Source organism: Mycolicibacterium sarraceniae, assembly GCF_010731875.1.
Taxonomy (GTDB): Bacteria; Actinomycetota; Actinomycetes; order Mycobacteriales; family Mycobacteriaceae; genus Mycobacterium; species Mycobacterium sarraceniae.
Genome location: NZ_AP022595.1, coordinates 2644628 through 2668704 on the forward strand (window position 1 = coordinate 2644628; position 24077 = coordinate 2668704).

The 24077-nt window shown below is 67.4% G+C and carries 28 protein-coding genes and 3 pseudogenes; 13 read left to right on the forward strand and 18 right to left on the reverse strand.

Annotated elements, in window-relative coordinates; all coding sequences use genetic code 11:
• The first annotated feature begins 23 nt into the window (after nucleotides 1–23).
• The 3 genes and pseudogenes from G6N13_RS13335 (at nucleotide 24) to G6N13_RS13345 (ending at nucleotide 2414) form a co-directional block, all read left to right on the forward strand.
• Nucleotides 24–538 (forward strand): annotated as a pseudogene (locus G6N13_RS13335) (gamma carbonic anhydrase family protein).
• Nucleotides 539–573: 35 nt separating this feature from the next.
• On the forward strand, nucleotides 574–1713 hold the full coding sequence (locus G6N13_RS13340) for an NAD(P)H-binding protein (RefSeq protein ID WP_163697680.1): 1140 nt from the start codon (nucleotides 574–576) through the stop codon (nucleotides 1711–1713).
• Nucleotides 1713–2414 (forward strand): CPBP family intramembrane glutamic endopeptidase, encoded by a 702-nt coding sequence (locus tag G6N13_RS13345; protein ID WP_163697682.1) that lies wholly within the window; start codon nucleotides 1713–1715, stop codon nucleotides 2412–2414. The genes G6N13_RS13340 and G6N13_RS13345 overlap by 1 nt, the downstream gene beginning before the upstream one ends.
• On the opposite strand, the gene tet(V) is transcribed toward G6N13_RS13345, so the two are convergent.
• Together tet(V) and G6N13_RS13355 are read right to left on the reverse strand one after the other, a co-directional pair.
• A complete protein-coding gene (gene tet(V) / locus G6N13_RS13350) occupies nucleotides 2411–3697 on the reverse strand; it encodes a tetracycline efflux MFS transporter Tet(V) (RefSeq protein ID WP_163697684.1) in 1287 nt (428 codons plus the stop codon). The genes G6N13_RS13345 and tet(V) overlap by 4 nt on opposite strands.
• 72 nt (nucleotides 3698–3769) lie before the next feature.
• Nucleotides 3770–4576 carry an enoyl-CoA hydratase gene (locus G6N13_RS13355; RefSeq protein WP_163697686.1) on the reverse strand — a complete coding sequence of 269 codons (807 nt, stop codon included), beginning with the start codon at nucleotides 4574–4576 and terminating at the stop codon, nucleotides 3770–3772.
• A 98-nt stretch (nucleotides 4577–4674) separates the two neighbouring features.
• On the opposite strand from G6N13_RS13355, the gene G6N13_RS13360 reads away from it, so the two are divergent.
• Genes G6N13_RS13360 through G6N13_RS13370 form a run of 3 tightly spaced genes read left to right on the forward strand, consistent with a single transcriptional unit; the run spans nucleotide 4675 to nucleotide 7564 of the window.
• Complete coding sequence (locus G6N13_RS13360; protein WP_163697688.1) at nucleotides 4675–5760, forward strand: CaiB/BaiF CoA transferase family protein; 1086 nt, start codon at nucleotides 4675–4677, stop codon at nucleotides 5758–5760.
• 45 nt (nucleotides 5761–5805) lie between these two features.
• Nucleotides 5806–6558, forward strand: coding sequence for a 3-hydroxyacyl-CoA dehydrogenase (locus tag G6N13_RS13365; protein ID WP_163697690.1), 753 nt, complete (start codon nucleotides 5806–5808; stop codon nucleotides 6556–6558).
• Between the two features lie 4 nt (nucleotides 6559–6562).
• Nucleotides 6563–7564 (forward strand): NAD(P)H-dependent flavin oxidoreductase, encoded by a 1002-nt coding sequence (locus tag G6N13_RS13370; protein WP_163697691.1) that lies wholly within the window; start codon nucleotides 6563–6565, stop codon nucleotides 7562–7564.
• A gap of 109 nt (nucleotides 7565–7673) precedes the next feature.
• Here G6N13_RS13370 and G6N13_RS25715 read toward each other — a convergent pair whose 3' ends face one another.
• Entirely contained in the window at nucleotides 7674–7805 is a 132-nt protein-coding gene (locus tag G6N13_RS25715) for a hypothetical protein (protein ID WP_005147116.1), read from the reverse strand.
• A 197-nt stretch (nucleotides 7806–8002) separates the two neighbouring features.
• Between G6N13_RS25715 and G6N13_RS13375 the strand changes: the two genes are divergently transcribed.
• On the forward strand, nucleotides 8003–8644 hold the full coding sequence (locus tag G6N13_RS13375) for a class I SAM-dependent methyltransferase (protein ID WP_163697693.1): 642 nt from the start codon (nucleotides 8003–8005) through the stop codon (nucleotides 8642–8644).
• Here the strand turns inward: G6N13_RS13375 and G6N13_RS13380 are convergent.
• Nucleotides 8630–9349, reverse strand: coding sequence for an SIR2 family NAD-dependent protein deacylase (locus G6N13_RS13380; protein WP_163697695.1), 720 nt, complete (start codon nucleotides 9347–9349; stop codon nucleotides 8630–8632). The two genes, G6N13_RS13375 and G6N13_RS13380, sit on opposite strands and share 15 nt — an antisense overlap.
• Nucleotides 9350–9387: 38 nt before the next feature.
• Here G6N13_RS13380 and G6N13_RS13385 point away from each other — a divergent pair, with 38 nt between their 5' ends.
• Complete coding sequence (locus G6N13_RS13385) at nucleotides 9388–9753, forward strand: Rv1152 family transcriptional regulator (RefSeq protein WP_163697697.1); 366 nt, start codon at nucleotides 9388–9390, stop codon at nucleotides 9751–9753.
• Nucleotides 9754–9824: 71 nt separating this feature from the next.
• On the opposite strand, the gene G6N13_RS13390 is transcribed toward G6N13_RS13385, so the two are convergent.
• Together G6N13_RS13390 and G6N13_RS13395 are read right to left on the reverse strand one after the other, a co-directional pair.
• Entirely contained in the window at nucleotides 9825–10652 is an 828-nt protein-coding gene (locus tag G6N13_RS13390; RefSeq protein ID WP_163697699.1) for a class I SAM-dependent methyltransferase, read from the reverse strand.
• 13 nt (nucleotides 10653–10665) lie between these two features.
• Nucleotides 10666–11187 carry a DUF1697 domain-containing protein gene (locus G6N13_RS13395; RefSeq protein ID WP_163697702.1) on the reverse strand — a complete coding sequence of 174 codons (522 nt, stop codon included), beginning with the start codon at nucleotides 11185–11187 and terminating at the stop codon, nucleotides 10666–10668.
• A 31-nt stretch (nucleotides 11188–11218) separates the two neighbouring features.
• On the opposite strand from G6N13_RS13395, the gene G6N13_RS13400 reads away from it, so the two are divergent.
• Together G6N13_RS13400 and G6N13_RS13405 are read left to right on the forward strand one after the other, a co-directional pair.
• Nucleotides 11219–11662: a PPOX class F420-dependent oxidoreductase gene (locus G6N13_RS13400; RefSeq protein ID WP_163697705.1), complete on the forward strand. Its 444-nt coding sequence runs from the start codon at nucleotides 11219–11221 to the stop codon at nucleotides 11660–11662.
• A gap of 22 nt (nucleotides 11663–11684) precedes the next feature.
• The gene (locus tag G6N13_RS13405) at nucleotides 11685–11861 is read left to right on the forward strand and encodes a DUF5302 domain-containing protein (protein WP_163702079.1); all 177 of its coding nucleotides are present in this window, start codon (nucleotides 11685–11687) and stop codon (nucleotides 11859–11861) included.
• Between the two features lie 40 nt (nucleotides 11862–11901).
• Here the strand turns inward: G6N13_RS13405 and G6N13_RS13410 are convergent.
• From G6N13_RS13410 to G6N13_RS13450, 9 genes and pseudogenes are all read right to left on the reverse strand, one after another.
• Nucleotides 11902–12627: pseudogene (locus tag G6N13_RS13410) on the reverse strand (acyltransferase family protein); the annotation flags it as partial.
• 221 nt (nucleotides 12628–12848) lie between these two features.
• Nucleotides 12849–13246 (reverse strand): annotated as a pseudogene (locus tag G6N13_RS13415) (MFS transporter); the annotation flags it as partial.
• A 122-nt stretch (nucleotides 13247–13368) separates the two neighbouring features.
• On the reverse strand, nucleotides 13369–15003 hold the full coding sequence (locus tag G6N13_RS13420) for a monocarboxylic acid transporter (protein ID WP_163697706.1): 1635 nt from the start codon (nucleotides 15001–15003) through the stop codon (nucleotides 13369–13371).
• Nucleotides 15000–15350: a DUF485 domain-containing protein gene (locus tag G6N13_RS13425; RefSeq protein ID WP_235677752.1), complete on the reverse strand. Its 351-nt coding sequence runs from the start codon at nucleotides 15348–15350 to the stop codon at nucleotides 15000–15002. The genes G6N13_RS13420 and G6N13_RS13425 overlap by 4 nt, the downstream gene beginning before the upstream one ends.
• Before the next feature lie 130 nt (nucleotides 15351–15480).
• The gene (locus G6N13_RS13430) at nucleotides 15481–17196 is read right to left on the reverse strand and encodes a sodium/solute symporter (protein ID WP_163697711.1); all 1716 of its coding nucleotides are present in this window, start codon (nucleotides 17194–17196) and stop codon (nucleotides 15481–15483) included.
• Nucleotides 17193–17576 (reverse strand): hypothetical protein, encoded by a 384-nt coding sequence (locus G6N13_RS13435; RefSeq protein WP_163697713.1) that lies wholly within the window; start codon nucleotides 17574–17576, stop codon nucleotides 17193–17195. Before G6N13_RS13435 ends, G6N13_RS13430 begins: the two co-directional genes overlap by 4 nt.
• Entirely contained in the window at nucleotides 17569–18351 is a 783-nt protein-coding gene (locus G6N13_RS13440) for a LytR/AlgR family response regulator transcription factor (RefSeq protein ID WP_163697715.1), read from the reverse strand. Before G6N13_RS13440 ends, G6N13_RS13435 begins: the two co-directional genes overlap by 8 nt.
• A 16-nt stretch (nucleotides 18352–18367) precedes the next feature.
• Nucleotides 18368–19549: a sensor histidine kinase gene (locus G6N13_RS13445; RefSeq protein WP_163697716.1), complete on the reverse strand. Its 1182-nt coding sequence runs from the start codon at nucleotides 19547–19549 to the stop codon at nucleotides 18368–18370.
• A 13-nt stretch (nucleotides 19550–19562) separates the two neighbouring features.
• Nucleotides 19563–19859: a DUF732 domain-containing protein gene (locus tag G6N13_RS13450; RefSeq protein WP_163697718.1), complete on the reverse strand. Its 297-nt coding sequence runs from the start codon at nucleotides 19857–19859 to the stop codon at nucleotides 19563–19565.
• A 72-nt stretch (nucleotides 19860–19931) separates the two neighbouring features.
• On the opposite strand from G6N13_RS13450, the gene G6N13_RS13455 reads away from it, so the two are divergent.
• Together G6N13_RS13455 and G6N13_RS13460 are read left to right on the forward strand one after the other, a co-directional pair.
• Nucleotides 19932–20507: an HhH-GPD-type base excision DNA repair protein gene (locus G6N13_RS13455; RefSeq protein ID WP_163697721.1), complete on the forward strand. Its 576-nt coding sequence runs from the start codon at nucleotides 19932–19934 to the stop codon at nucleotides 20505–20507.
• A gap of 43 nt (nucleotides 20508–20550) precedes the next feature.
• On the forward strand, nucleotides 20551–20697 hold the full coding sequence (locus G6N13_RS13460; RefSeq protein WP_005147085.1) for a hypothetical protein: 147 nt from the start codon (nucleotides 20551–20553) through the stop codon (nucleotides 20695–20697).
• Nucleotides 20698–20721: 24 nt separating this feature from the next.
• Here G6N13_RS13460 and G6N13_RS13465 read toward each other — a convergent pair whose 3' ends face one another.
• Together G6N13_RS13465 and G6N13_RS13470 are read right to left on the reverse strand one after the other, a co-directional pair.
• Nucleotides 20722–21798, reverse strand: a complete 1077-nt coding sequence (locus tag G6N13_RS13465; RefSeq protein WP_163697723.1) for an Rv1157c family protein — start codon at nucleotides 21796–21798, stop codon at nucleotides 20722–20724.
• A 29-nt stretch (nucleotides 21799–21827) separates the two neighbouring features.
• Complete coding sequence (locus G6N13_RS13470; RefSeq protein WP_163697725.1) at nucleotides 21828–22439, reverse strand: hypothetical protein; 612 nt, start codon at nucleotides 22437–22439, stop codon at nucleotides 21828–21830.
• Nucleotides 22440–22596: 157 nt separating this feature from the next.
• On the opposite strand from G6N13_RS13470, the gene G6N13_RS13475 reads away from it, so the two are divergent.
• Nucleotides 22597–23808: a mannosyltransferase gene (locus G6N13_RS13475; RefSeq protein WP_407663927.1), complete on the forward strand. Its 1212-nt coding sequence runs from the start codon at nucleotides 22597–22599 to the stop codon at nucleotides 23806–23808.
• Here the strand turns inward: G6N13_RS13475 and G6N13_RS13480 are convergent.
• Entirely contained in the window at nucleotides 23783–24070 is a 288-nt protein-coding gene (locus G6N13_RS13480; RefSeq protein ID WP_163697729.1) for a 4a-hydroxytetrahydrobiopterin dehydratase, read from the reverse strand. The genes G6N13_RS13475 and G6N13_RS13480 overlap by 26 nt on opposite strands.
• Nucleotides 24071–24077: the final 7 nt, after the last annotated feature.

Consider the following 24077-nt stretch of genomic DNA (forward strand, 5'->3'; position numbering starts at 1 on the left):
AGCGTCTGCCTACGATGTCGGCCATGGCCGAACCTCTGATCATGTCCGTGCGCGGACACTCTCCCGAACTGCACGTCGAGTCCTGGGTCGCGCCCAACGCGGCGGTGATCGGCCAGGTGCGGCTCGCAGCGCGGGCCAGTGTGTGGTACTCGGCGACGCTGCGCGCCGAGGCAGAGTGGATCGATGTCGGCGAGGGCAGCAACATTCAGGACGGTGCCACCGTGCACGTCGACCCGGGATTCCCGGCCCGGATCGGGGCGGGCGTGACGGTCGGGCACAACGCCGTGTTGCACGGCTGCACTGTCGAGGATGGGGCCCTGGTCGGTATGGGCGCGATCGTGCTCAACGGGGCGGTGATCGGGGCGGGATCGATCGTGGGTGCCGGCGCGGTGGTGCCGCAGGGGACGGTGATACCGCCGCGTTCGCTGGTGGCGGGGGTGCCGGCCAAGGTCCGTCGCGAGCTGTCCGACGCCGAGTTGGAGGGCAACAACGCGCGGTGTACGAACACCTCATCGACCTGCACCGCAGCCCCGAGTAGGTTTGCGCCGGGTCCAGATTGCCGATAGTCCTACCGTGAAGTCGCTACGGATTCTGGTCACCGGTGCCACCGGATACGTCGGCTCCCGGCTGGTGGCCAGGCTGCTCGACGCCGGGCACGACGTCGTCGCCGCCACCCGTGACCCGGAGAAGCTCGGCCGATTCGGCTGGTGTGACCGAGTGACTGCCGTTGCCTTGGACGCCGCCGATCCGTCGTCGATCGACTCGGCGTTTGGCGTCTCCGGCCAGATCGACGTCGTCTATTACCTGGTGCACGGGATCGGTCAACCCGGCTTTCGCGAGCGGGATAACACCGCTGCCGCGAGTCTCGCTGCCGCGGCCAAGGCCGCCGGGGTGAAGCGGATCGTCTACCTCGGTGGGTTCGTGCCTGACGATGGCGCGCTCTCCGAGCATCTGGCCGGCCGCGCCGAGGTCGCCGGCGCACTCAGCGTCGAAGGCGGACCGGAGCTGGTCTGGCTCGGTGCGGCGGTGATCATCGGTGCGGGGTCGACGTCGTTCGAAATGGTCCGCTACGTCGGCGACCGATTCTGGCTGATCCCGTTGCCGCCGTGGGCCGATCACGACATCGACCCGATCTCGATTCGCGATGTGCTGTACTACCTGCTCGCCGCGGCCGACCCGGCCGTCGTGCCGGCCGGGTCCTACGACATCGCGGGGCCGGGCCGGACCACCTATCGCCAGCTGTTGTCGACCTACGTCGACGCGGTGGGCTCGCTTCGCGCGGGGCTGCCGGTGCGCGACATCGTGCCCCTTGGCGTCGTCGGCCGGGTCGCCGGTGCCGCGGTGCCGGTGCCGACCGGGCTGGCTGCCGATCTCATCGAATCGCTGGACCATCCGATGACTGCCTCCGACACTGTCTTACGTGACCATGTGCCCGATCCGCCCGGAGGCCTCACCAGCATCGAAGACGCCGTCGCCGCGGCAGTGGCCAACGGGCGGCCGCTCCCGGTCGACAAGCTGGCCGACCCGCATCACCTGGCCGACAGCGACCCGATCTGGGCCGGGGGAGACGCGCTCCGGCTGCGGCGGGTGGCCTCGACCGTGACACCGGCGGTGGCCCGGCCCGCCCTGGGGCTGTTCGACTCCGTGCCCGGCCCGCTGGCGGGGGTGTTGCGTACCGGGCTGGATCTGCTGCTGACGAAGGTGCACACGTAATGGCGGCGATGGCTGAAATTCGCGCTGCGGTGACCAATACCGCTGTGCCGCATCAGGAATGGCCCTCGATGGTCCGGCGCAGGCGCATCGTCGTGTGCGTGACGTTGGTGGTCGGCGCGGTGCTGCTCGGCCTGTCGTTGACGCGCACACCCGGCGATACGGCGTTCTACTGGCTGACGCTCGCGCTCGCGGCGGCGTGGGCCTTGGGCGCCCGGCTATCGGGCCCGTTGCACCTGGGCCACATCCGATGGCGCGGACGCAACCAGCGCCCCGTGCTGACCGGGATCACGATCGGGCTGCTGCTCGGCGGTGCCTTTGTGGTCGGCGGTTTGGTGGCGCGCGAGATCGGGCCGGTGGCCGAACGCATCACCCGGGTGCTGGAGTACGCCAATCACGGCAGCTTGGCGCTGGTGGTGCTCATTACTCTGGTGAACGGCCTCGCCGAGGAATTGTTCTTCCGCGGCGCGCTCTACCCCGCCCTGGGGACATTTCATCCAGTGGCGATCTCCACGCTGATCTACACCGTGGCGACCTGCGCCAGTGGCAACCCGATGCTCGGTTTCGCCGCTCTCATCCTGGGCACGGTGTGTGCGTGGGAGCGCCGAGCCACCGGCGGAGTGCTGGCACCGGCCCTGACCCACGTGGTGTGGGGGCTGATCATGGTGCTGGCACTGCCGCCGATGTTCGGAGTCTGGCACTAGCGCAGGGGGTGGGCGATTTCGTCGTGGGGCATGCGCGCCGCGACGAGCGCGACCGCGGCCAGCAGCACCGGCGCGATGCCAACCACGGCGAAGATGAGCGCCACCGGGACCACCTTCGACAGTGGGCCGGCCACCGCCATCGACACCGGCATGAACGCGAGCGAGACGAAGAAGTCCAGGCTCGACACCCGGCCCAGCAGGTGCGCGGGTACGCGGCGCTGCAGCAGCGTCCCCCAGATCACGCCGGCCCCTTCGGCGAGGCCGATGATGAATAGCGCGGCCAGCATCAGCGGCAGCGAGGACGTCGTGCCGACAATCACGAACGGCACCGAGCCCACGCCCCACATCGTCATCATCACTGTCAGGTAGCGGCGCGGTAGTGGCCGTGAGGACACGGCCACCGCACCCACCGCGCTGCCCAGTCCGAACGCGGCGAGCATCAGCCCGTACACCTGCTCACCGTCGGCGAACCGCTCGCGGGCGATGAACGGCAACAGCACTTCGATCGGGCCCAGCGCCAGAAAGACCCAGGTGCTAGCGAACAGCAGCGTCCAGCGCAGCCACGGGGTGTGCACCACAAAGCGCAGGCCGTCGCGCAGATCGGTGAGCACGTGCGGTTTCTCGCGCTCGACGGTCATCACGATGTGCTGCCCGTTGCCCGGCCGCATCGCCACCAACAGGATCAGGCCTACCGCCATCAGCACGGTCACCGCCACCGAACCCAGCGCGGGGAAGGACAGTCCGATCAGGACGCCCGCCGCGGCGGGACCGATGGCTTGCTGCAACGTGGGGCGGACTGTGCCCTCGACACCGTTGGCGGCCAGCAGGTGCTCGGCGGGCAGGATGCGCGGCAGGTAGGCGTTGTAGGCCGGGAAGAAGAATGCCGCGCCGATGCCGAGAACCGTTGCGGCAACAGCCATATGCCACAGCCTGAGTTCGCCGGTCAGGCCGAGGACGGCTACGGCGCCAGTTGCCGCGACGTTGGCGGCCTCGACGGCGATGATGACGGCGCGTTGCGGTACCCGGTCGGCGACGATGCCCCCGACCAGGATGAAGGCCAGCATGCCGCCGGCTAGGCACGCGGCGACCAGCGAGAGTGCGGCGGGATCATCGGCCAGCGCGATGACTTGCAGGGCCATCACGACGGTCCACATGCCCTCGGCAAACAGGAACAGCGACATCGCCGCGATGAGCAGACGGAATTCGCGGTACTTGAAGGGCGCGAGCACACGCCAGCGGCCGGTGGTGCTCACCGGCTCGCCAATGTCGTAGTGCGTGCTCATGACATCAATGGTCGCGCACCGATCGGGGCCGCGTCCAACAATTTTCGGTGCGCTCAAACTGTCGTTGTAGAGCTATTCGTCAGTAAAGCCGGGGGAGCGGTGCTCTTGGAACGCCTTGGTTCCCTCGCGAAAATCTTTGGTGCCCAACAGGATCAGCTGGCCTTCGCTCTCCCGGCCGATCGCGGCGTCGAGTTCGGTCAGCGTCGCCGCATTGATCGCCTGCTTGGTCTTGCGTAGCGCGGCCGCCGGACCGGAGGCCAGCTTGTCGATCACCGCGGCCACCCCGGCCTCCAGCTCGTCGGCCGGATACACCGCACTGACCAGCCCGCTGTCGAATGCCTCGGCGGCCGAAACACGTTCGGCCAGAAGTGCCATCTTCATCGCGCGGGCCCGGCCAATGGACGCGGCCACCAATGCCGACGCCCCGCCGTCGGGCATCAGCCCGATCTTGGTGAACGCCAATAGAAAAAATGCCTTCTCCGATGCCAATACGATGTCGCAGGCCAGTGCCAGCGACACCCCGACCCCGGCCGTCGGGCCCTGCACGACGGCCACCACCGGCTTGGGCAGGTCCACAATCGCCCGCACCGCGCGGTTGGCCTCGGCCAGTACCTCATCGGGGGTATCCGGCCGGCGCTCGGACTGATCGTCGGCGCTGATACCCGCACCCGAGCTGAATCCACGCCCGGCGCCGCCGAGCCGCACCACCCGCACGGCCGGGTCGTCGGCCGCGTGCGCCAGGACGTCGGCCAGGGCGCGCAGCATCGCCGCGTTCAGCGAGTTCAGGCTGCCCGGTCGATTCAGCGTCGCCGTCAGGAGTCCGCCGTCGAGCGACACGGTCAATTCCGGGATGCCGGCGTAAGCGTCGACGGTAGTCATGGCTGCACCATAGGCCGCTACAGGGGCGCAGCCCGCGTCGGGTCAGCCCAGGTGTAAATAGTTAAGGCGGCGATCAATCAATTGGAAGGTAGATAGCTATGGCCGGACCATTGCACGGTTTGCGGGTTGTCGAGTTAGCCGGTATCGGCCCGGGTCCGCATGCCGCGATGATCCTCGGTGACCTCGGCGCCGACGTCGTCCGCGTCGATCGACTCGGCAAGGGCGCCGGCGTGCCCAGCAATGACTACCTGCTGCGCAACCGTCGCTCAGTGGGCGCCAACCTCAAAGACCCCGCCGATCGCGACATGGTGCTGGGCCTCATCGCCAAGGCCGACGTGCTCATCGAGGGCTTCCGGCCCGGTGTCACCGAGCGCCTCGGGCTGGGCCCGGACGACTGCGCCAAGGTCAACGAGCGGCTGATCTATGGCCGGATGACCGGCTGGGGTCAGACCGGCCCGCGCAGCCAGCAGGCCGGCCACGACATCAACTACATCTCGCTCAACGGTCTGCTGCATGCCGTCGGCCGCGCCAACGAGCGCCCTGTCCCGCCGCTGAACCTGGTCGGCGACTTCGGTGGCGGCTCGATGTTCCTGTTGGTCGGCATCCTGTCGGCGCTGTGGGAGCGCGAGCGCTCCGGCAAGGGCCAGGTGGTCGACGCCGCGATGGTCGATGGCTCCAGTGTGCTGGCCCAAATGATATGGGCGTTCCGCCACATGGGGATGTGGGGCGATGTGCGCGGCACCAACATGCTCGACACCGGCGCGCCCTATTACGACACCTACGAATGCTCCGACGGCCGCTATGTCGCGGTCGGTGCGATCGAACCGCAGTTCTATGCCGAGCTGCTGGAGAAGCTGGGCTTGAACGCCGCCGACCTGCCCGATCAGAACGACATCGCCCGCTGGCCGGAACTGCGAGCGGTGCTCACGCAGGCCTTTGCCGCGCACGACCGCGACCACTGGGCCGCGGTGTTCGCCACCAGCGACGCCTGCTGTACCCCGGTGCTCTCGTTCGCCGAAGTGCACGCCGAGGCGCACAACACCGAGCGGGATACGTTCTACACCGAGCAGGGCTCCACGTTCCCAGCGCCGGCCCCGCGGTTTTCCCGGACCGTGCTCGATGCGCCGAGCGCGCCGGGTGTTCCGGGAGCCGACAACGAAGCAGTGCTGGGCGACTGGGTATAGTCCCCAACCAACCAGTAGGTCGAGTCATCGAAAGGAAACCCATTCGTGGAGATCAAGGACGCCGTAGCCGTCGTCACCGGTGGTGCCTCAGGTCTGGGCCTGGCCACTGCCAAGCGCCTGCTCGACCGCGGTGCATCGGTGGTGGTGATCGACCTCAAGGGTGAAGAGGTGGTGGCCGAACTCGGCCCGCGCGCCCGCTTCGCTCAGGCCAACGTCACCGACCCCGAGCAGGTGTCGGCCGCTCTCGACCTCGCCGAAGAGCTTGGGCCGCTGCGCATCAACGTCAACTGCGCCGGTATCGGCAACGCCGTCAAGACCCTCGGCAAGGACGGGCCGTTCCCGCTGGACTGGTTCAACGCCGTCGTCCAGGTCAACCTGATCGGCACCTTCAACGTGCTGCGGCTGTCCGCCGAGCGGATCGCCAAGACCGAGCCGATCGGCGAAGAGCGCGGCGTCATCATCAACACCGCATCGGTGGCCGCGTTCGATGGCCAGATCGGCCAAGCCGCGTACTCGGCATCCAAGGGCGGTGTCGTCGGCATGACCCTGCCGATCGCCCGCGACCTGGCCCGCGAGCTCATCCGTGTCGTCACCATCGCGCCGGGCCTGTTCAAGACGCCGCTGCTGGGCTCGCTGCCGGAAGAGGCGCAGGCCTCCCTCGGCAAGCAGGTACCGCACCCGGCCCGGCTCGGCGACCCCGACGAGTACGGCGCCCTGGCGACGCACATCGTCGAGAACCCGATGCTCAACGGCGAAGTGATCCGCCTGGATGGCGCGATCCGGATGGCTCCGCGGTGATCACATGACACTCATGACGAAGTTCACCGAGGTATTCGGTGTGGAGCACCCAATCGCCCAGGGCGGTATGCAGTGGGTGGGCCGCGCGGAACTTGTTGCGGCCGTGGCCAATGCGGGCGGGCTCGGGTTCATCACCGCGCTCACTCAGCCGACGCCGGCGGACCTGAGCCGGGAGATCCAGAAGACCCGCGAGCTCACCGACAAGCCGTTCGGGGTGAACCTGACGATTCTGCCGGCGATCAACCCGCCGCCGTATGACGAGTACCGCCAGGTCATCGTCAACGAGGGCATCAAGATCGTCGAGACGGCCGGCTCCAACCCGGCCCCGCACCTGCCGATGTTCCATGACAACGGCATCAAGGTGCTGCACAAGTGCACCTCGGTGCGGCACGCGGTCAAGGCGCAGAGCCTGGGCGTGGACGGCATCAGCATCGATGGTTTCGAGTGCGCGGGACATCCGGGTGAGGACGACGTCCCGGGTCTGGTGCTGATCCCGGCCGCCGCCAAGCACATCGAGATTCCGATGATCGCCTCCGGCGGTTTCGGCGATGCTCGCGGTCTGGTGGCCGCGCTGGCGCTGGGCGCCGACGGCATCAACATGGGCACCCGGTTCATGGCGACGGTCGAGTCGTGCATTCACGACAACGTGAAGCAGGCGATCGTCGACGGCGATGAGCGCGGTACCGAGCTGATCTTCCGCAGCCTGCACAACACCGCCCGGGTGGCCTCCAACGTCGTCTCGCGCGAGGTCGTGGAGATCCTCAAGGGCGGCGGCCAATTCGAGGACGTCAAGGATCTGGTGGCCGGCGTGCGCGGCCGCAAGGTGTTCGACGATGGTGATATCGACGCCGGTATCTGGACCGTGGGAACGGTGATGGGCCTGATCGACGACATCCCGACCGTGGGTGAGCTGATCAGCCGGATCGTCACCGAAGCCGAGCAGCTGATCACGAACAGGCTGATCGACATGGTCACGGTGCCCAGCAGCGAGGAACTGTCGGCTTAGGGCCTGATCTGGAGCGGCCTCGACCTAGAGCGCAAAAACCGCCCGGTGTGGCCCTACGCATCGCACTGCGATGTCGCGGGGCCCGGCCGGGCGGTTGCTGGTGAGCTACCTAGCTGGCGTTGGCGAGCGGGGGGAGATCCTCGAACTGCTCCGAGGTATCGCCCTCCACCAGGAAATCGCCGTGGTAAAGCTCGTCGAAGTCGATTTTGATGACATCGGCACTGGTGTCGTCGATCCACATACTCATGGACTGTATGAGTCACTTTTAAGGAAACTTTGAGTCACGATTCGGAGTTTCCTGGCAATTATTACTCTCGGGTCAGGTGCCCGGTTACCCGCGAGTCAGCTTCCGGGTTACCTGCGAGTACCTTACTCGCAGGTCAGGCCCGAAAACCGGCTGCGACTAGGGCGGTTTTGAGACGAGAGGACACCACAACCATGGTCGGAGAGACGTTTGACAATCCCTTCTTCGCCCGCCTCTGGACGGTGCTCTCCGCACACGAGTCACGGGCCATGCGCGAGCTGCGCCGGGCCAATCTCTTAGACCTTTCGGGACGGGTCCTGGAGGTCGGCGCGGGCACTGGAAGTAACTTCGCGTTCTACCCCGAATCAGTGACCGAGGTCGTCGCGCTCGAGCCCGAGACCCGGTTGGCACCGCTGGCCACAGCGGCCGCCGCGGCGGCGCCGGTTCCGGTCACGCTGATCGAGTCGACGATCGAGGCCATGCCCGCCACCGAACCCTTCGACGCGGTGGTCTGCTCGCTGGTCCTGTGCTCGGTGGCTGACCCGGACGCGGTGCTGCGTCAGCTCAACGCCGTCCTGAAACCGGGCGGGCAGCTGCGCTACTTCGAGCACATCGCCGTCCCCGGCTGGCGGGGCGGGTTGCAGCGGCTGGCCGACGCCACGATTTGGCCGCGGTTCACCGGGAACTGCCACACGCACCGCGAGACCGAGCGCTCGATCGCCGGCGCCGGGTTCGTCATCGACACCGCGCGCCGCGAGGCCATGCTGCCGACGTGGGTGCCGCTGCCCGCCCAAGAGGTCGCGCTGGGCCGGGCGTCGAAGTCAGTTGGCGAGTAGCTCGGGCAGCTGCGGCAGTAGCCGCGGCAGCGCGGTGCTCGCCGACTCCCGGATCGACAGGGTCGCGGTGCCCGACAGCGGGGTCTGTTCGGGGTTGACCTCCACGACGATCACGCCCTGGGCGAGCGCGACCTCAGGCAGACCGGCCGCGGGATAGACGACCGCCGAGGTGCCGACCACGACGAGAACGTCGGCGGTGGCCGCTGCCTCCACGGCAGCCTGCCACGGCTCGTCGGGCAGCTGCTCACCGAACCAGACGATGCCCGGGCGGATCAGCCCGCCGCAGATATCGCACTGCGGTGGCATCTTCTCCAGTTCCGGCTCGGGCATGTCCGGCAGCGGGCCGTGGAAGCGAGATCCGCAGGTGTCACACCAGAATTCGAAGAGGCTGCCGTGCAGGTGATGCACCGTCGTGCTACCGGCCCGCTCGTGCAGATTGTCGACGTTCTGCGTGATCACGGTGACGTCGGCGTAGTCCTGCCAGGCCGCGACCGCGCGGTGACCATCATTTGGTTGCACACGCTCGACCAAATGGTGTCGCCACAGGTACCAGGCCCACACTCGTTCGGGGTGGCTTTGCCAGCCGTCGGTGCTGGACAGTTCATAGGGGTCGTACTTGGCCCACAACCCGGTTTTGTCGTCGCGAAACGTCGGCACACCGCTCTCGGCGGATATCCCCGCCCCGCTCAGCACCGCAATTCGCACATCCCCCAAACTAGCCGGTCTAAGCGATACTGAGCAGTGTGTCGGAGTTGGGGCTTGGACTGCGCATCGACGCAGGGGGCGGGCGTCCACTATTTGATCAGCTCAGAACGCGGGTCATCGAGGGGATCCGGGAGGGGCGGTTGCCGCCGGGCACCAGGTTGCCGACGGTACGTGAGCTGGCCGGTCAGCTGGGGTTGGCCGTGAACACCGTGGCGCGCGCGTACCGCGAGCTGGAGACAGCGGGGATCGTCGAAACCCGGGGGAGATTCGGGACGTTCGTGGCGCGAGCCGATCCGGCCGATGCGGCGATGGCCGCCGCGGCCAATGCGTACGTGGAGGCCGTCCGCGCGCTCGGGCTGGGCAAGCACGAGGCGCTGCGGTATCTGGACTCGGCGTTCGGCTGAGCCTCAGCCGAATTCCAGCCCTAGCCGAATTCCAGCCCTAGCCGAATTCCAGCCCTAGCCGAATTCCAGCCCTAGCCGAATTCCAGCAGGGTGTAGGCCCCGCGGAAACGCTTGGTCGGGCCGAAGTGCCATATGGCCGGCCATATTGTCTTGAAGAAGAAGCCGCGGCCCTTCGGCATCGGAATATCGTGCACCGCTTTGATTCCCGGCACAGTATTGACCAGATCGGCCAGCTGGATGGTGCTCAGGCTGAATGGCATCGGCGGGACCCGGTAGTGCCTCGATGACTTCATCCCCTTCGGGGCGAGTTTCTTGACGAACACCGGCGGCAGGTCGAAGAACATCTGACCACCGGGAAAACGCTTGGCGCACTGCACGATAAGGTCCATCGCCTCGGCGGGCTGCAGGTACATCAGCAGGCCCTCGGCGGTGATGAACACACCGTCTGCTGCGTCGACGTGGTCCATCCAGCTGTAGTCCAGTGCAGACTGTCCCAGTGCCGTGATCCGCGGTGACGATGGCAGGAGTCGCTCGCGCAGCGCGATCACCGGCACCAGATCCACCGACAGCCAGCGAAACTGCGGGTCGGGCACGGCCTCGGTCAACCGCCAGAAGCTGGTCTGGAATCCTTCGGCCAGCGCGACGACGGTGGCCCTCGGATGCTTCGTCAGATATTCGATCGCGCAGGCATCGACGGCCAGCGAACGCAATGCCATCTCCTGTCCCTTGCGGCCGAACTTGTCGAAATCGAACTCGATGGAGTCGACGAGCTTGAGGGCCATCGGGTCGTGCAGGATCGCGCCCGGCAGCCCGGCCTGATGGGCGCGACCGTTGAGCGTCATCAACGCGGTTTCAGAAACGCCGCCCAACTCACTGGCGTCGATCTTATGGCTGCTCATGTCACTGCCTCTGTCATTTCACTACCTTTGCCAGGGTGCGTAGGTTGCGCGTGGTGGTCGACGACTTGTCGCGCTTCTTGCCCATCGTTTTGCCGATGGTCGAGTCCAGGGTGGAATTCTTGGGCACCTGCCAGTAAAGGACGCCCTCGCCGCGGGCGATCTTCTCGTCGGGTCCGGCGTCGTCGGCCAGGGCGGCGAGTTCGTCGAGCACGGTGGGATCGCTGATGAACGTCATCCAAGACTGATAACCGTCGACCTCCGGGTCGAAGGGGTATGCCTCGGCGACGGCGCTGACGGTCCTGAGGTCATAGACCAGTACCCAGGCGTCGTAACCAAACGTATCCCGCAGTGCGGCTTCGGCTTTCGCGCGGACCTTGGTCGCCGTGGCGCCGCTGTCGAGCAAAACGTCGCCGCTGGCGAGGATTGTCGTGACGTCGGTGAATCCGGCATCGGTCAGCGCCGCGGTGACGTCGGCCATCTTCATGTTCACGCCGCCGATATTCACACCACGCAAGAAAGCCGCATAGCGGGTCATGTTCTCGATGGTAGCGACGTAGTCTCGACGGATGACCCGTCACGCGTTCGACGACAAGCTGCTGGCGGTGATCGCGGGCAACAAACTCGGTGTGTTGGCGACCATCAAACGGGACGGTCGTCCGCAGTTGTCCAACGTGACGTATCACTTCGACCCGCGCAATCTCGTCGTTGAGGTGTCGATCACCGAACCGCGGGCCAAGACCCGTAACCTGCGGCGCGACCCACGGGCATCGCTTCTGGTGTCCTCCGACGACGGCTGGTCGTACGCCGTTGCCGAGGGGAACTCCATCCTCACCCTGCCGGCGGCGGCACCGCACGACGACACCGTGGAGGGGCTCGTCGCGCTTTATCGCAACGTCGCCGGTGAACATCCCGATTGGGACGACTACCGCCGCGCCATGGTCGACGACCGCCGGGTGCTGCTCACGATGCCGATCTCCCATGTTTATGGAATGCCGCCGGGCATCCGCTGACTCACGCGTTAGGCTCACCAACATGGCCGAATCAGAGTCCGATCCGCAGGACGACACCAAGCAAAAGTTCCGCGAGGCGCTGGAGCGTAAGAAGGCGAAATCGGCGGGCGGCTCCGCGCACACGGACCGCGGTGCCAAACAAGCCCGTTCGCACGGGGCCGTGGAGAATCGCCGGGAGTTCCGCCGCAAGAGCGGCTAACCGGGGATCTGCTCGGGAAGCTTTGCCGCAGAGCGATTTCCACACGTGATGCGCGCGCCGACCGGCCGATCGCGGGTGCCGCGGCAATGATCAAGCAGCACATCATGATTGCGTGCCCGGCACGCAGCAGCGACGGTGGCACCACGCTAGCGAGCCGCTGGCCCTCGATGCCGACGAGGCTGAGATCGTAGGGGCCGTAGGCCACCCCGAACATGCCGGGGATTAGCCACACCGCCAGGTAGACCACCGTCGCGGCGGCGACCAGCTGGGCCAGCGTCCTGATCCGGATCAGCAGCGGCATCGCTGCCAGCATCAGCATGTAGGTGCCCAAAAACCACAACAACTGGGTCCAGACGCCGGCCACCGGGTTGGAGACGTGCGGTGGCAAGAGCTGATGCAGGATGGTCAGCGCCACTGCCCAGAACGTCAGGTAAGCGAAAACCGGCCTAAAAAGCTTGGCGCAGCGCTTCATCAGCCACTGACCCCAGCTCGCGTCGGCCCGCCAGGCCGCCATACTTGCCGCGGCACCGGCGAAGAAGAACAGCGGCTGGATCTGGAAAATCCAGGTTGCGGCCTGGAACACCACCGGCCTGGTCAGCGGGTTGTCACAGTGCAGGACGTCGTCGGCGATGACGCTCGTCGCCATCACCGGGTGGCCCAGCACTACGCCAAGAAGCGCGCCGATCCGGATCACGTCGATCGCCCGGTCACGATCCGGCGACATCTGTGCCGCAACCTCATCGGAGGTCGGGAAAGCCAGTCTCATGGGAGAAAACTCGTCCGCGTCGGCGTAGGTAGATCTACCTGATTTCTCGCAAGATTCCGGCCGAAGGATGGCTGCCAGGCAGGCCAGCGCCAGCACCCCGACCGCGGTGGCGAACACGATGCCTCTGGTGCGCAGGCCCCAGGCCCGGGCGGCGAAACCCTCGCCGATCACCGGGATCGAGATTGCGACGTAGGCCACCACGAAATAGGTGGAGCTGACTTCGGCTCGGTGCCAAGACCACCCGTATTGGCGATGGTGGCGACCATCGGTGCGCGGTTGCGCCAGCGTGGTGGCGCGGCCTCGATGACCGCGGCGGTGGCGGTTAGCCCTGCCGACAACCCGGAGACCACGCGGCCGACCAGCAGTTGCGGCACCGAATCCGCGATCAGGAACACCACGGCGCTGGCGAGTGCGCACACCGTGCCGGCCAGCAGTACCGGCCGCCGGCCAGCAGTACCGGCGGCCGGCCAATGGCGTCCGACCACCTGCCGAAGACCAGCAGTGCGAACAACAGGCCGCCGGCGTAGGTGGCGTAGATGACGGTCGTGGTCAGTACCGCGAAATGCATGCGGTCGGAGTACAGCGCGTCCAGCGGGGTGGGCAGTGTGGTGCCCAGCATGATCGCAGCGAAAGCGTGGGCCAGCAGGGCGAAGGCGAGAGCTCGCCGGGTGCGGGTGATAGCGAAGTCAACGTTGCCACATCGACACCATTCCCGGACCCGGCGAGATTCTCACCTCGATTTCAGTGGCTGACGGCCTTCTCGGCGCCGACACCGGTCAGCGACCGGACCTCCATTTCGGCGTTGAGCTCCGGATCGCCGGTGTCCTTGGACGTCAGCGTGCCGATGATGCCGAGGATGAACGCCAGCGGGATCGACACAATGCCGGGGTTGGCGAGCGGGAAGAAATCGAAGTCAGCACCGGGGATCATCGCGGTCTTGTTGCCAGAGATGGCCGGCGAGAAAACGATCAGTACCAGGCAGCTGATCAGGCCGCCGTACATGCTCCACAGTGCGCCACGGGTGTTGAAGCGCTTCCAGTACAGCGAGTACACGATCGTCGGCAGGTTCGCCGAGGCCGCCACCGCGAACGCCAGCGCTACCAGGAATGCGACATTCTGGCCGTTGGCCAGGATGCCCAACCCGATTGCGGCGATACCGAGCACGACGGCGGTGATCCGCGATACCCGCACCTGCTCTTCCTCGGTCACCTTGTGTTTCTTGAGGACGCTCGCGTACACGTCATGGGCGAACGACGCCGACGCCGTGATGGTCAGGCCCGCGACCACGGCCAGGATGGTGGCGAACGCCACCGCAGAGATGACGCCGAGCAGGACCACCCCGCCGAGCTGGAACGCCAGCAGTGGTGCGGCCGAATTCTGCCCGCCGGGAGCGGCCAGGATCTTGTCCGGTCCGACCATCGCCGCCGCACCGTAGCCCAGTGCGAGGGTGAACAGGTAGAAGGCGCCGATCAATGCGATTGCCCAAACCACCGACCGCCGAGCCTCTTTGGCCGTCGGCACCGTGTAGAAGCGCATCAGCACATGTGGCAGGCCCGCGGTGCCCAGCACCAGAGCCAGCCCCAGCGACAGCAGGTTGATCTTCGAGGTGGTGTTAGCGCCGTACTGCGCGCCGGGGGCCAGCACGTCACGGCCGGACACGCCCTTGGTGGTGGCGTCGTGCACCATCTGCTGTGCGGAACCGAGGATCTCCGAGAAGTTCAGCCCAAACTTGGCCAGGACTAGCACGGTCATGACTGCGGCACCCACGATCAGCAGCACGGCCTTGATGATCTGTACCCACGTGGTGCCCTTCATGCCGCCGACCAGAACGTAGACGATCATCAGCACGCCGACCACCGCGATCACGACGGACTGGGCGGTGCGGCCATGGATGTCGAGCAACAGTGCGACCAGGCCACCGGCACCGGCCATCTGCGCCAGCAGGTAGAACAACGACACCGTCAGCGTCGAGGTGGCCGCGGCCACCCGCACCGGCCGCTGCTTAAGCCGGAAGCTCAGAACGTCGGCCATCGTGAATTTGCCGGTGTTACGCAACAATTCGGCTACCAGCAGCAGTGCCACCAGCCAGGCCACCAGGAACCCGATGGAGTAGAGGAAGCCGTCATAGCCGTATACCGCGATAGCGCCGGCGATACCGAGAAAGCTTGCCGCCGAAAGATAGTCACCGGCGATGGCGATGCCGTTCTGCGGCCCGGAGAACGCGCGGCCACCGGTGAAGAACTCGGTGGCGTTGGTGTTGGAGCGGCCGGCGCGAATCACCACGAACAGCGTGACGAGTACGAAGGCCACGAAGATGCTGATGTTGACGACGGGATTGCCGATCTTGCTGGCCTCGGCGAGAACGGTGGTGGTCACTTGGCGATGCCTTCCATCTCGTCGCGGATGGCTTCGGCACGCGGGTCGAGCTCTTTGTTGGCGAACCGGACGTAGAGACCGGTGATCAGGAACGTCGTCAGGACCTGGCCAAGACCGATGATCAGGCCGAGGTTGATATTGCCCCACACCTTGATGGCCATGAAGTCGTGGGCGAAAGCGCCCAGGATGACGTAGGTGGCGTACCAGATCAGGAAGAACGCCGTGGTCGGGAACACGAAGCGGCGCAGCGTGCGGCGCAGGTCCTGGAATTCGGGACTGGCCTGTACGGCCAGGTACTCGGCGCCGCTGGGTTGGGTTTCCCGCGGCGGTAGGTCGGTTGTGGGCACCACATGCTCCTCAGCTCGAAAGTGTGAACTCCGATCGTGCTGACAGGATATTGAGAGGTGGGTCACAGCCCGAGGGCTCGCGCGCAGCATGCGGTGAACGGTTGTCTGGCACCGTTGAACGGTCGGGGGGTCAGCCCCGCGGCACGCGCTCGACCCCCATGCCCAGGCGTTCCGGTACGTGCATGCGGGCGAAGATGCGGGCCACGTCGGATGGTGCATCGCCACGGGTGAGCCGGCTGACGAGCGTCATCGTCGCGAACGCCAACGGAACCGTGACGGCGGCGGGGTAGCCGATCAACGTCGTCAGCCAGCCGCCGAGCACGTCGTCATCGACCCAGCCGGTGACCGCCACCAGGATCGCGACACCGCAAGCCAGCGCACCGACCACCAACCCCGCGATGGCGCCCGCAGCAGTCAGACCGCGCCACCAGATCCCCAGTACCAGCAGCGGGCACAGGGTGGACGCGGCGACGGCGAACGCCAGGCCGACCCCGCGGGACAGTTCCAGGCTGGGCGCGACCAACGACAGCGGAATCGGGACGAGCCCGGCGATGAGTGCCGCCCAACGGAAATCGCTGACCCGGCCGCGCAGCACGTCGGTGGACACCGCGCCGGCGATGCTGACCAGCAGACCCGACGAGGTCGCCAGGAAGGCTGCGATGGCGCCGGCGGCCACCAGGGCACCGACCAGTTCGCCGGGCAGCCCGGCGATCGCGGCGGACGGCAGCAGCAACACCGCGGCGTCAGCCCTGCCGGTGATGAGCAGCTGTGGGACGTAGAGCCGTGCGAACACCCCGAGCAGCACGGGGAACAGGTAGAACAGCGATAGCAGCACGATCACGGCCAGCGCGGTCCGGCGCGCGGCGCGCCCGTCAGGGTTGGTGTAGAAGCGAACCAGCACGTGCGGCAGGCCCATGGCACCAAGGAATGTCGCCACCATGATCGAAAACACCTGATAGAGCGGGTGGTTACCGCCCAGGCCGCCGCCACTCTGGATCCACGCGGCGCCGTTGACCGGCGCCCCGGTGACCACGGGGGTCTGCGCCCCGGCAGCCAGCGTCAGGGCGGTTCCCTCCCGCAGGGTGTACTGGCCGGGCCCGGGCAGCGCGTGACTGTCGACCGTCACTCCGGCGGGGTCGGCGACGATGACGTCGACGTCGGTCTCCACCGTGACCACGGTCTGGTGATTCACCGTCGGCGGGAGCGGACCGGCCAGCTGGGGGTGCTGGTGGCCGAAATGCATCAGCAGCATGAGCGCGGGGGCGGCGACGGCGGTCAGCTTCAGCCAGTACTGGAACGCCTGAACGAACGTGATGGATCGCATCCCGCCGCCGACGACGTTGGCGATGACGATGCCGCCGACCGCCAGTGGGCCGAGCCACACCGGAACGCCGAGAAGAGCTTTCAGGGCTATCCCGGCACCCTGGTACTGGGGGATCAGGTAGAGGATGCAGATCGTGACGACCACGAGCATCGCGACCCGGCGTACGCGCGGTGAGCCCAGCCGGAACTCGGCGAAGTCGGGCACGGTATAGGCGCCCGAGCGGCGCAGCGGGGCCGAGACGAACAGCAGCAGGCCCAGATAGCCGGCGGTGAACCCGACCGGGTACCACAGCGCGTCGGCACCGTACTTGGCGATCAGGCCCGCGACACCGAGAAACGAAGCCGCCGAGAGGTATTCACCGGAGATCGCGGCGGCGTTCCAGCGGGGGCCGACGGTGCGCGAGGCCACCAGAAAGTCGGATGTGTTGCGCGACAGCCGAACTCCGTAGGTGCCGACCGCCACCGTCGCCACCGCGGACGCGAGCAGGCCGCCCGCGGTCAGCGCGGTCGCGGTCGAGGTCATGGCGGCGGGCTCTCTTCGTCGACCACACCCATGAAATCGCGCTCACCCTGTTCGGCCAGCCGGATGAACAGCCGGCCGACACCATACAGCGCGGGGTAGACGAGCGCCGCCAGGGTCAGCCAGTTCAGCCGCACGCCGAACACGCTGGCGGCAGACAGTTCTGGGAACACCGCATTGATCAACGGCAGCGCGGCCATGCCGCCGGCGACCACCGCGGCCAGTCGCAGCGCCAGGCCCAGCTGCGCGCGCACCAAGCCGCGCACCAGCGCGTCGCCGATCTCGGTCTGCTCCTGGACCTCCACTCGGGTGTGCACCACGCGGGTGCCGCGCCGGTGGGCCAGCACGACGCGTTCGCGTTGCGGGCGGCTCGGCCTAGTCATTGGCTGTCCCGGGCCGGAAGGTGCGCATCGGGTCGCGGATCAGCCGGTCGCGCAGTTCGCGGGCCTGGCGGCGGCTGACCGGTAGCTCGATGGCGGCCGATGCGCCGTTGGCCCGCATCCGCACCATCGTCGAGGTGCCGGATGTGCGCAGGCCGGTCACCATGTTCAGGGCGACGAGGTAGGAGCGGTGCACTCGCTGGAAGCCGCGGTTGCGCCAGCGATCTTCCAAGGTGCTCAATGGAATTCGCACTAGATGCGAGCCGGACGCGGCATGCAGCCGCGCGTAGTCGCCCTCGGCCTCCACCCAGCCGATGGTGTCACAGCGCACCAGCTGGGTGACCCCGCCGAGTTCCACGGGGATCGTGTCGGCCTGTGGCTCGTCAACCGGCGGGGATGGCTCGGCGGCGCGCGCGGTGACCACCCGCCGGACGGCTTCGTCGAGGCGCTCCTTGCGGATCGGCTTGAGCAGGTAGTCCAGCGCGCCGACCTCGAAGGCGGCCAGCGCCTTGTCCTCGTGCGCGGTGACGAAAACGACGGCGGGTGGAAGCGTGAAATTGCCCAGCACACTGGCCAGTTCGAGGCCGGATAGGCCGGGCATGTTGATGTCGAGGAAGATTGCGTCGACGGTGCGTTCGTTGATGATCCGCAGCGCGGAGGTCGCGTCGCCCGCGCCGGTGACTTCGGCGATATCGGGGTGTCCACCGAGCAGATAGTTGAGCTCGTCGAGCGCAGGAGCTTCGTCGTCGACCGCCAGCACCCACAGTCCTGCCGCCATGCTCGTCCTCTCTGGCTCAAACCCGCACGCCTGTGCGGAACTTCGGCACCCGCATGATCACCTTCGTGCCCGCATCCGGGGCGGTCTCGACCACCAGACCGTAGTCGTTGCCGAACGCCGCCCGTAGGCGATGGTCGACATTGCTCAGCCCGACGTGGGCGCTTTGCTCACCCTCGCCGAGCACGTCGCCGTGCCCTTCCCGCAGGGTTTGGGGGTCCATGCCGATCCCGTCGTCCTCCACACTGATGACGCAGTCGGATCCTTCATTACGGGCGACGATCTCGATCGAACCGCCTTGGCGCCCGGCCAATCCGTGGCGCACCGCGTTCTCCACGAGAGGCTGCAGCGCCAGGAACGGCACCACGACCGTCAGCACTTCGGGCGCGATCTGCAGTGTCACTGACAGATTCGGGCCGAAGCGCGCCCGTTCGAGCGTCAGGTAGCGGTCGATGTTGCGCAGCTCGTCGGCGAGCACGGTGTAGGGGCCCGCGGAGCGAAAAGAGTAGCGGGTGAAATCGGCGAACTCCAGGATGAGATCGCGAGCCCGGTCGGGATCGGTGCGGACGAACGAGGCGATGGTGTTGAGCGCGTTGTAGATGAAATGCGGGCTGATCTGCGCACGCAGGGCGAGTACTTCGGCGCGGTCGAGGCGGGCCCGCGAGGCATCGAGCTCGGCCAGCTCGAGCTGGCTGGCGGCGTAGCGGGCGACCTCGGCGATGGCACCGAGCATGCCCGGCGACGGCTCGTCGGCGTTGACCACGACGAGCACCCCGATCACGATGCCGTCGTCATCGAGGATGGGCTGTGCCACCACGGCGGGGGACTGGTCGCGTGCCAGCACCCGGCGCTGGCCGGTGATCGCGTCCCGCGCGGTGTGGTGCGCGATCTCGAGGGTGGCCGGTGTCCACACCGGATCCCCGGGTGGGTCGAAGGCCAGCAGGGCCGTGTCGCCGTCGTAGATGGCGAGGCCTGTGGAGCCGGTGAGGCCGCGCAGGTGCGGGGCGGCACCGGCCGCCGAGTCGGCGTCCAGACCCTTGCGCAGCGAGCGCGCGGCCAGGGAGGCAGTGTGCAGCGCGGCGTGCACGGTGCGCTCGGCGGGGGTGCTGACCACGCTGCGGGTCAGGACGGCGATAGCGCCGACGATCAGTGCGACCGCGGCCAGTGCGACTGCCAGCGCGAGCGCTACCGCACCCGACATCTCGTCTTCTCGCTTACTGAACGGGGCAGGCGTACTTCCGGGCCACGTCGAAAACCCGTTCCTGCGCACCGGGGCCGATCACGCCCTGAGCGGCCAGTTCCAGCCCGATGTAGCCCGGTATGCCGCCGATACAGGCCTGATGAGCCACGCGCCACGCAGTGTCCGGATTCAGGTTGTAGCCGTTTTTCGCCAGGCCCTGCATGTAGACGTCGAACTCCGGCGTGCCCTGGTCTGGTATCGCCTGCGCCGTGCCGGCCAAGGCGATAGCGGCAACGACCGCCGCGACAGCAGGCGCAATCACCCGTCTCATGCCGTTCACGATTGCACAGTCCAGGCGGCGCAGATGGCTGAACCGGCATCGTTGTTTGCCTAAGATGTGGCCATGGCGAGACTGCAGCTCACCGGAGATCCCGCGTCCGACGACCTGTTGAGTGACGATCCGTTCGCCTTGCTGACCGGAATGCTTCTTGATCAGCAGATTCCGATGGAGACCGCGTTCGCCGGGCCGCGCAAGATCGTCGAGCGCATCGGCGGTATCGACCCTCGGCTGGTCGCCGACTACGACCCCGAGCAGTTCGCCGAGAAATTCTCGACAACGCCTGCCGTGCACCGCTTTCCGGGCTCCATGGCCAAGCGGGTGCAGGATCTGGCCCGCGAGATCGTCGACCGCTACGACGGCAACGCCGCCGGACTCTGGCTCGACGGCAACCCCGACGGCGCCGAGGTGCTGCGCCGCCTGAAGGCCCTGCCCGGTTTCGGTGAGCAGAAGGCCAAGATCTTCCTGGCGCTACTGGGCAAGCAGTACGGCGTCACACCGAAGGGCTGGCGCGAGGCGGCCGGTGACTACGGCAAGGCAGGCACCCACATGTCGATCGCCGATGTGGTCGACAAGGGGTCGCTGGAAGAAGTCAGGGCCTACAAGAAGAAGATGAAAGCCGCGGCGAAGGCGAAGGCCTGAGTCATAGGGTCAGCCGAGGCTAAGGCCGGATAACGGAGGAACCATGAAGACTCACATCAACTGTCCGTGTGGCGAGGCGATCAGCGCCAAGGATGAGGACGAGCTCGTCGACCTCACCAAGCAGCACCTGGCCGCGGCCCATCCCGGGATGGACTACGGCCGCGACGAAATCCTCTTTATGGCGTACTAGGCGCGGCTGCGCGCTTTTCGCGACTTAAGGCACGACGGTCGAGCCGATCGTCGGCATGAAGGTGCACTGCTTGTCCATCGTGGTCACCTGGCCGAAGATGGTCGACATGATGCTGCCCGAGCCGGTGTCGGCGATGGCCATCAGCGTGGTCGGCCCCGCCGCGTTCATCTCGGGGTTGGGCTTGAGTGTGGCGCTGCCGGACTTGCCGGTGGTCAGGTTCACCCACGTGACGTTCAGCGGCAGCTTCTGCTCGGCGGCCGGGGCCGGGGTGCCGACGGCGGTGAACACGTAGGCGGTCTGGCCGGCGGTCGGTCCAGGCGTGGGGATCTTCGCCGGGCCGGCGACCGAGATCGCGGTCGCGATCACATTGCCGCCGTCCTTGAGGCAGCCGTTGCTGATCGACGGGTACATGAAGTCCTGCGTCGGCGGGGTGGCTGGGTCGTAGTTCGGCGCGGCCGCCGCTGCCGGCGCGGGCGCCGGTGTCGCGACGTTGATTGAGTTGCCGACCGGCGCGGCGCCGGGCGTCGCCGACGGCGTCACCACGGTCACCGGGGTAGGCACCTCGGGCAGAGCATTGGGCACCGGGCCGACGGCGTGGGCCGGGTCGATACCGGTCGGCAGGTGCGCTTCGGTGCCGAAGATCGCGGTCGGGTCGTTGCCGCCTGGCAGATGTTCGGGCAGCGGGACGGGGCCGTTACCGGTACCAGGCGTCAGCAGCGGCGTGGTGCCGTGGGCGACGCCAGTCACGCCTGCGGCGGCGGGGGGAGCCGACGAAGGCAGTGCGGCCGCGGGGCCCGCGGCCCCGCCCTCCTGCACGAACTTGGTGACCTGTTGGGCCAGCGCCGCCGAGCCTCCCGGCGTGGTGGCGCCACCTGCGAGTTGCGAGGCCGCTGCGAGCAGCAGTGACTGCGCCGATGAGGGGTTCCCCGCGGCCTGCTGGACGACCGGGCCGAGCATCTGCATGGCGTCGAGGCCGGGCAGCTGACCGGGATCCAGCGGGATGGCCGGGTCCGCGGCCGCGACCGGGCTGAACGCCAGGTTGGTCGCGGCCACGAACGTGGCGGTGGTCAGCAGAATTGCCAACTTGGCGATCTGCGGCACGGTGAACTCCCTTATCGGGTGGTGATTGGTCAGGGCAGAGCGGACAGCGGCAGCAGCTGGCCGAGGCCAGCCCCACCCGGAGTGGTCGGCGCGATCGCCGGGCTGCTGGCCGGGGGCACCCCGGCCGGTCCGGCGACGCCGGTGGCAACGGGGGCGACCGGCGCCGGCTGTCCGACGGCCAGGGTGTCGCCGACCTTGACCGGGAACGGCATGTTCGACGGCGTCAGGCTGGCCAGGTCACCGGGCATGCCGAGCTGGTTCAGCAGCGGAATGAGCGGTGCGGTGATGCTGCCGCCGGGGATGGTGCTGGCCGCCGGGGCGGCGGGCGCCGGAGCGCCGGCGATCGGCGAGACCGGCAACGTGGCCGGCGCGCCGCCGATCGGCGAGACCGGAAGCGTCGACGACGGGGCGCCGGTCAGACCCGACGCGCCGGACAGTGCGGTCGCCGCGGTCTGGAGCAGCGCCGCTGCGCTGGCCGGATTCGTGGCGATTTGTTGCAGCATGCTGAGTCCGGGCACGCCGGGAACGGCGGGTGAAACACCCGGGTCAGCGGCGGCCGACGGGCTGAGTGCGAGTGCGACCGAGCACAGCCCGGCGGCACCAATCACATTGGCGGCGAACAGCTTTGATTTACGTGACATGGTTATCCCAATCCTTCGAGTGCAGGTCTGAACCCGAAGGTAGTCCGTTACTAGAGTTACTCAAGTGACACGTGTGGTGTTTATGCAACCGTTACGGCAGTGATGGCCGATGGTGATGCGCGGGGCCGTCAGGCGTCGAAGTCGGGGGCTCGGCAGCATCCGTCGCTACAGTCGCACGGTGGACACAGCGGCCCCCGTGGCCTCGCCGGCGCGGCGAGCCTGGCTGGCTCCGGCGTTGCTGATTGTCAGCGTGGCCGCCCGACTGGGGTGGACCTACCTGGTGCCCAACGGCGCGAACTTCGTCGACCTGCACGTCTACCTCGGCGGCGCGGGCGCCCTGGATGACCCCGGCACGCTGTACTCCTACGTCTACGCCGACCAGACTCCCGACTTCCCGTTGCCGTTCACCTACCCGCCGTTCGCGGCGCTGGTGTTCTACCCGCTGCACCTGCTGCCGTTCGGGCTGGTCGCCTTCTGTTGGCAGCTCGGCATCGTCGCCGCGCTCTACGGCGTGGTCCGGGTCAGCCAGCGGCTGCTGGGCGTGCCGGCCTGGCGCGGCCACCGCGTCGCGATGCAGTGGACCGCCGTCGGCATCTGGATTGAACCGTTGCGCAGCAACTTCGACTACGGCCAGATCAACGTCATCCTCGTACTGGCTGTCCTGTGCGCGGCCTACAGCAGCCGATGGTGCCTGTCGGGTCTGCTGGTCGGCGTCGCGGCCGGGATCAAGCTGACGCCGGCCATCACCGGGCTGTACTTCCTCGGGGTGCGCCGCTGGGGGGCGGCGGTCTTCTCCGCGATCGTGTTCTTCGCGACCGTCGGACTGTCCGTCGCGGTGATCGGGCAGCAGGCCCGCTTCTATTTCACCGACCTGCTCGGTGATGCCGGCCGCATCGGCCCAATCGGCACCTCGTTCAATCAGTCCTGGCGCGGTGCCATCTCGCGCATCCTTGGTCACGAGGCCGGCTATGGGCCGATCGTCCTGGCCGGGATCGCGGTGACGGCGGTGCTGGCACTGCTGGCCTGGCGTGCGCTGGACGGTGAGCGGCTGGGTTCGCTGCTGGTGGTGCAACTGCTCGGGCTGCTGATATCACCGATCTCATGGACCCACCACTGGGTGTGGTTGCTGCCGTTGATGATCTGGTTGATCCACGGGCCGTGGCGGACTCGCGCGGGCGCGCGGTTGCTGGGCTGGGGCTGGCTCGTGCTGACCCTGATCGGGGTGCCGTGGCTGCTGAGCTTCGCCCAGCCGACGATCTGGCAGATCGGCCGGCCGTGGTATCTGGCCTGGCCCGGTCTGATCTACATCGTGGCGACGCTGGCGACGCTGGCCTGGATTGCGGCTAGCGGTCGCCGACAATCTCGCTGATATCGGACGCCATCTGCACGTCCTTGTCGGTGATTCCACCCTCCGAGTGGGTCACCAGAGTGAAAGTGACTGTCCGCCAACGAATATCGATATCGGGATGATGGTCTTCACTTTCGGCGTGTGCGGCGACCCGGCGCACGGCGTCGATACCCTCGAGAAACGCCGGGAACTTCACCGAGCGGCGCAGGGTGCCGTCGGCGCGCTCCCAGCCGTCGAGATCGGTGATGGCGGAATCCACTTCTTCATCGCTTAATACGGCCATGCTTTGA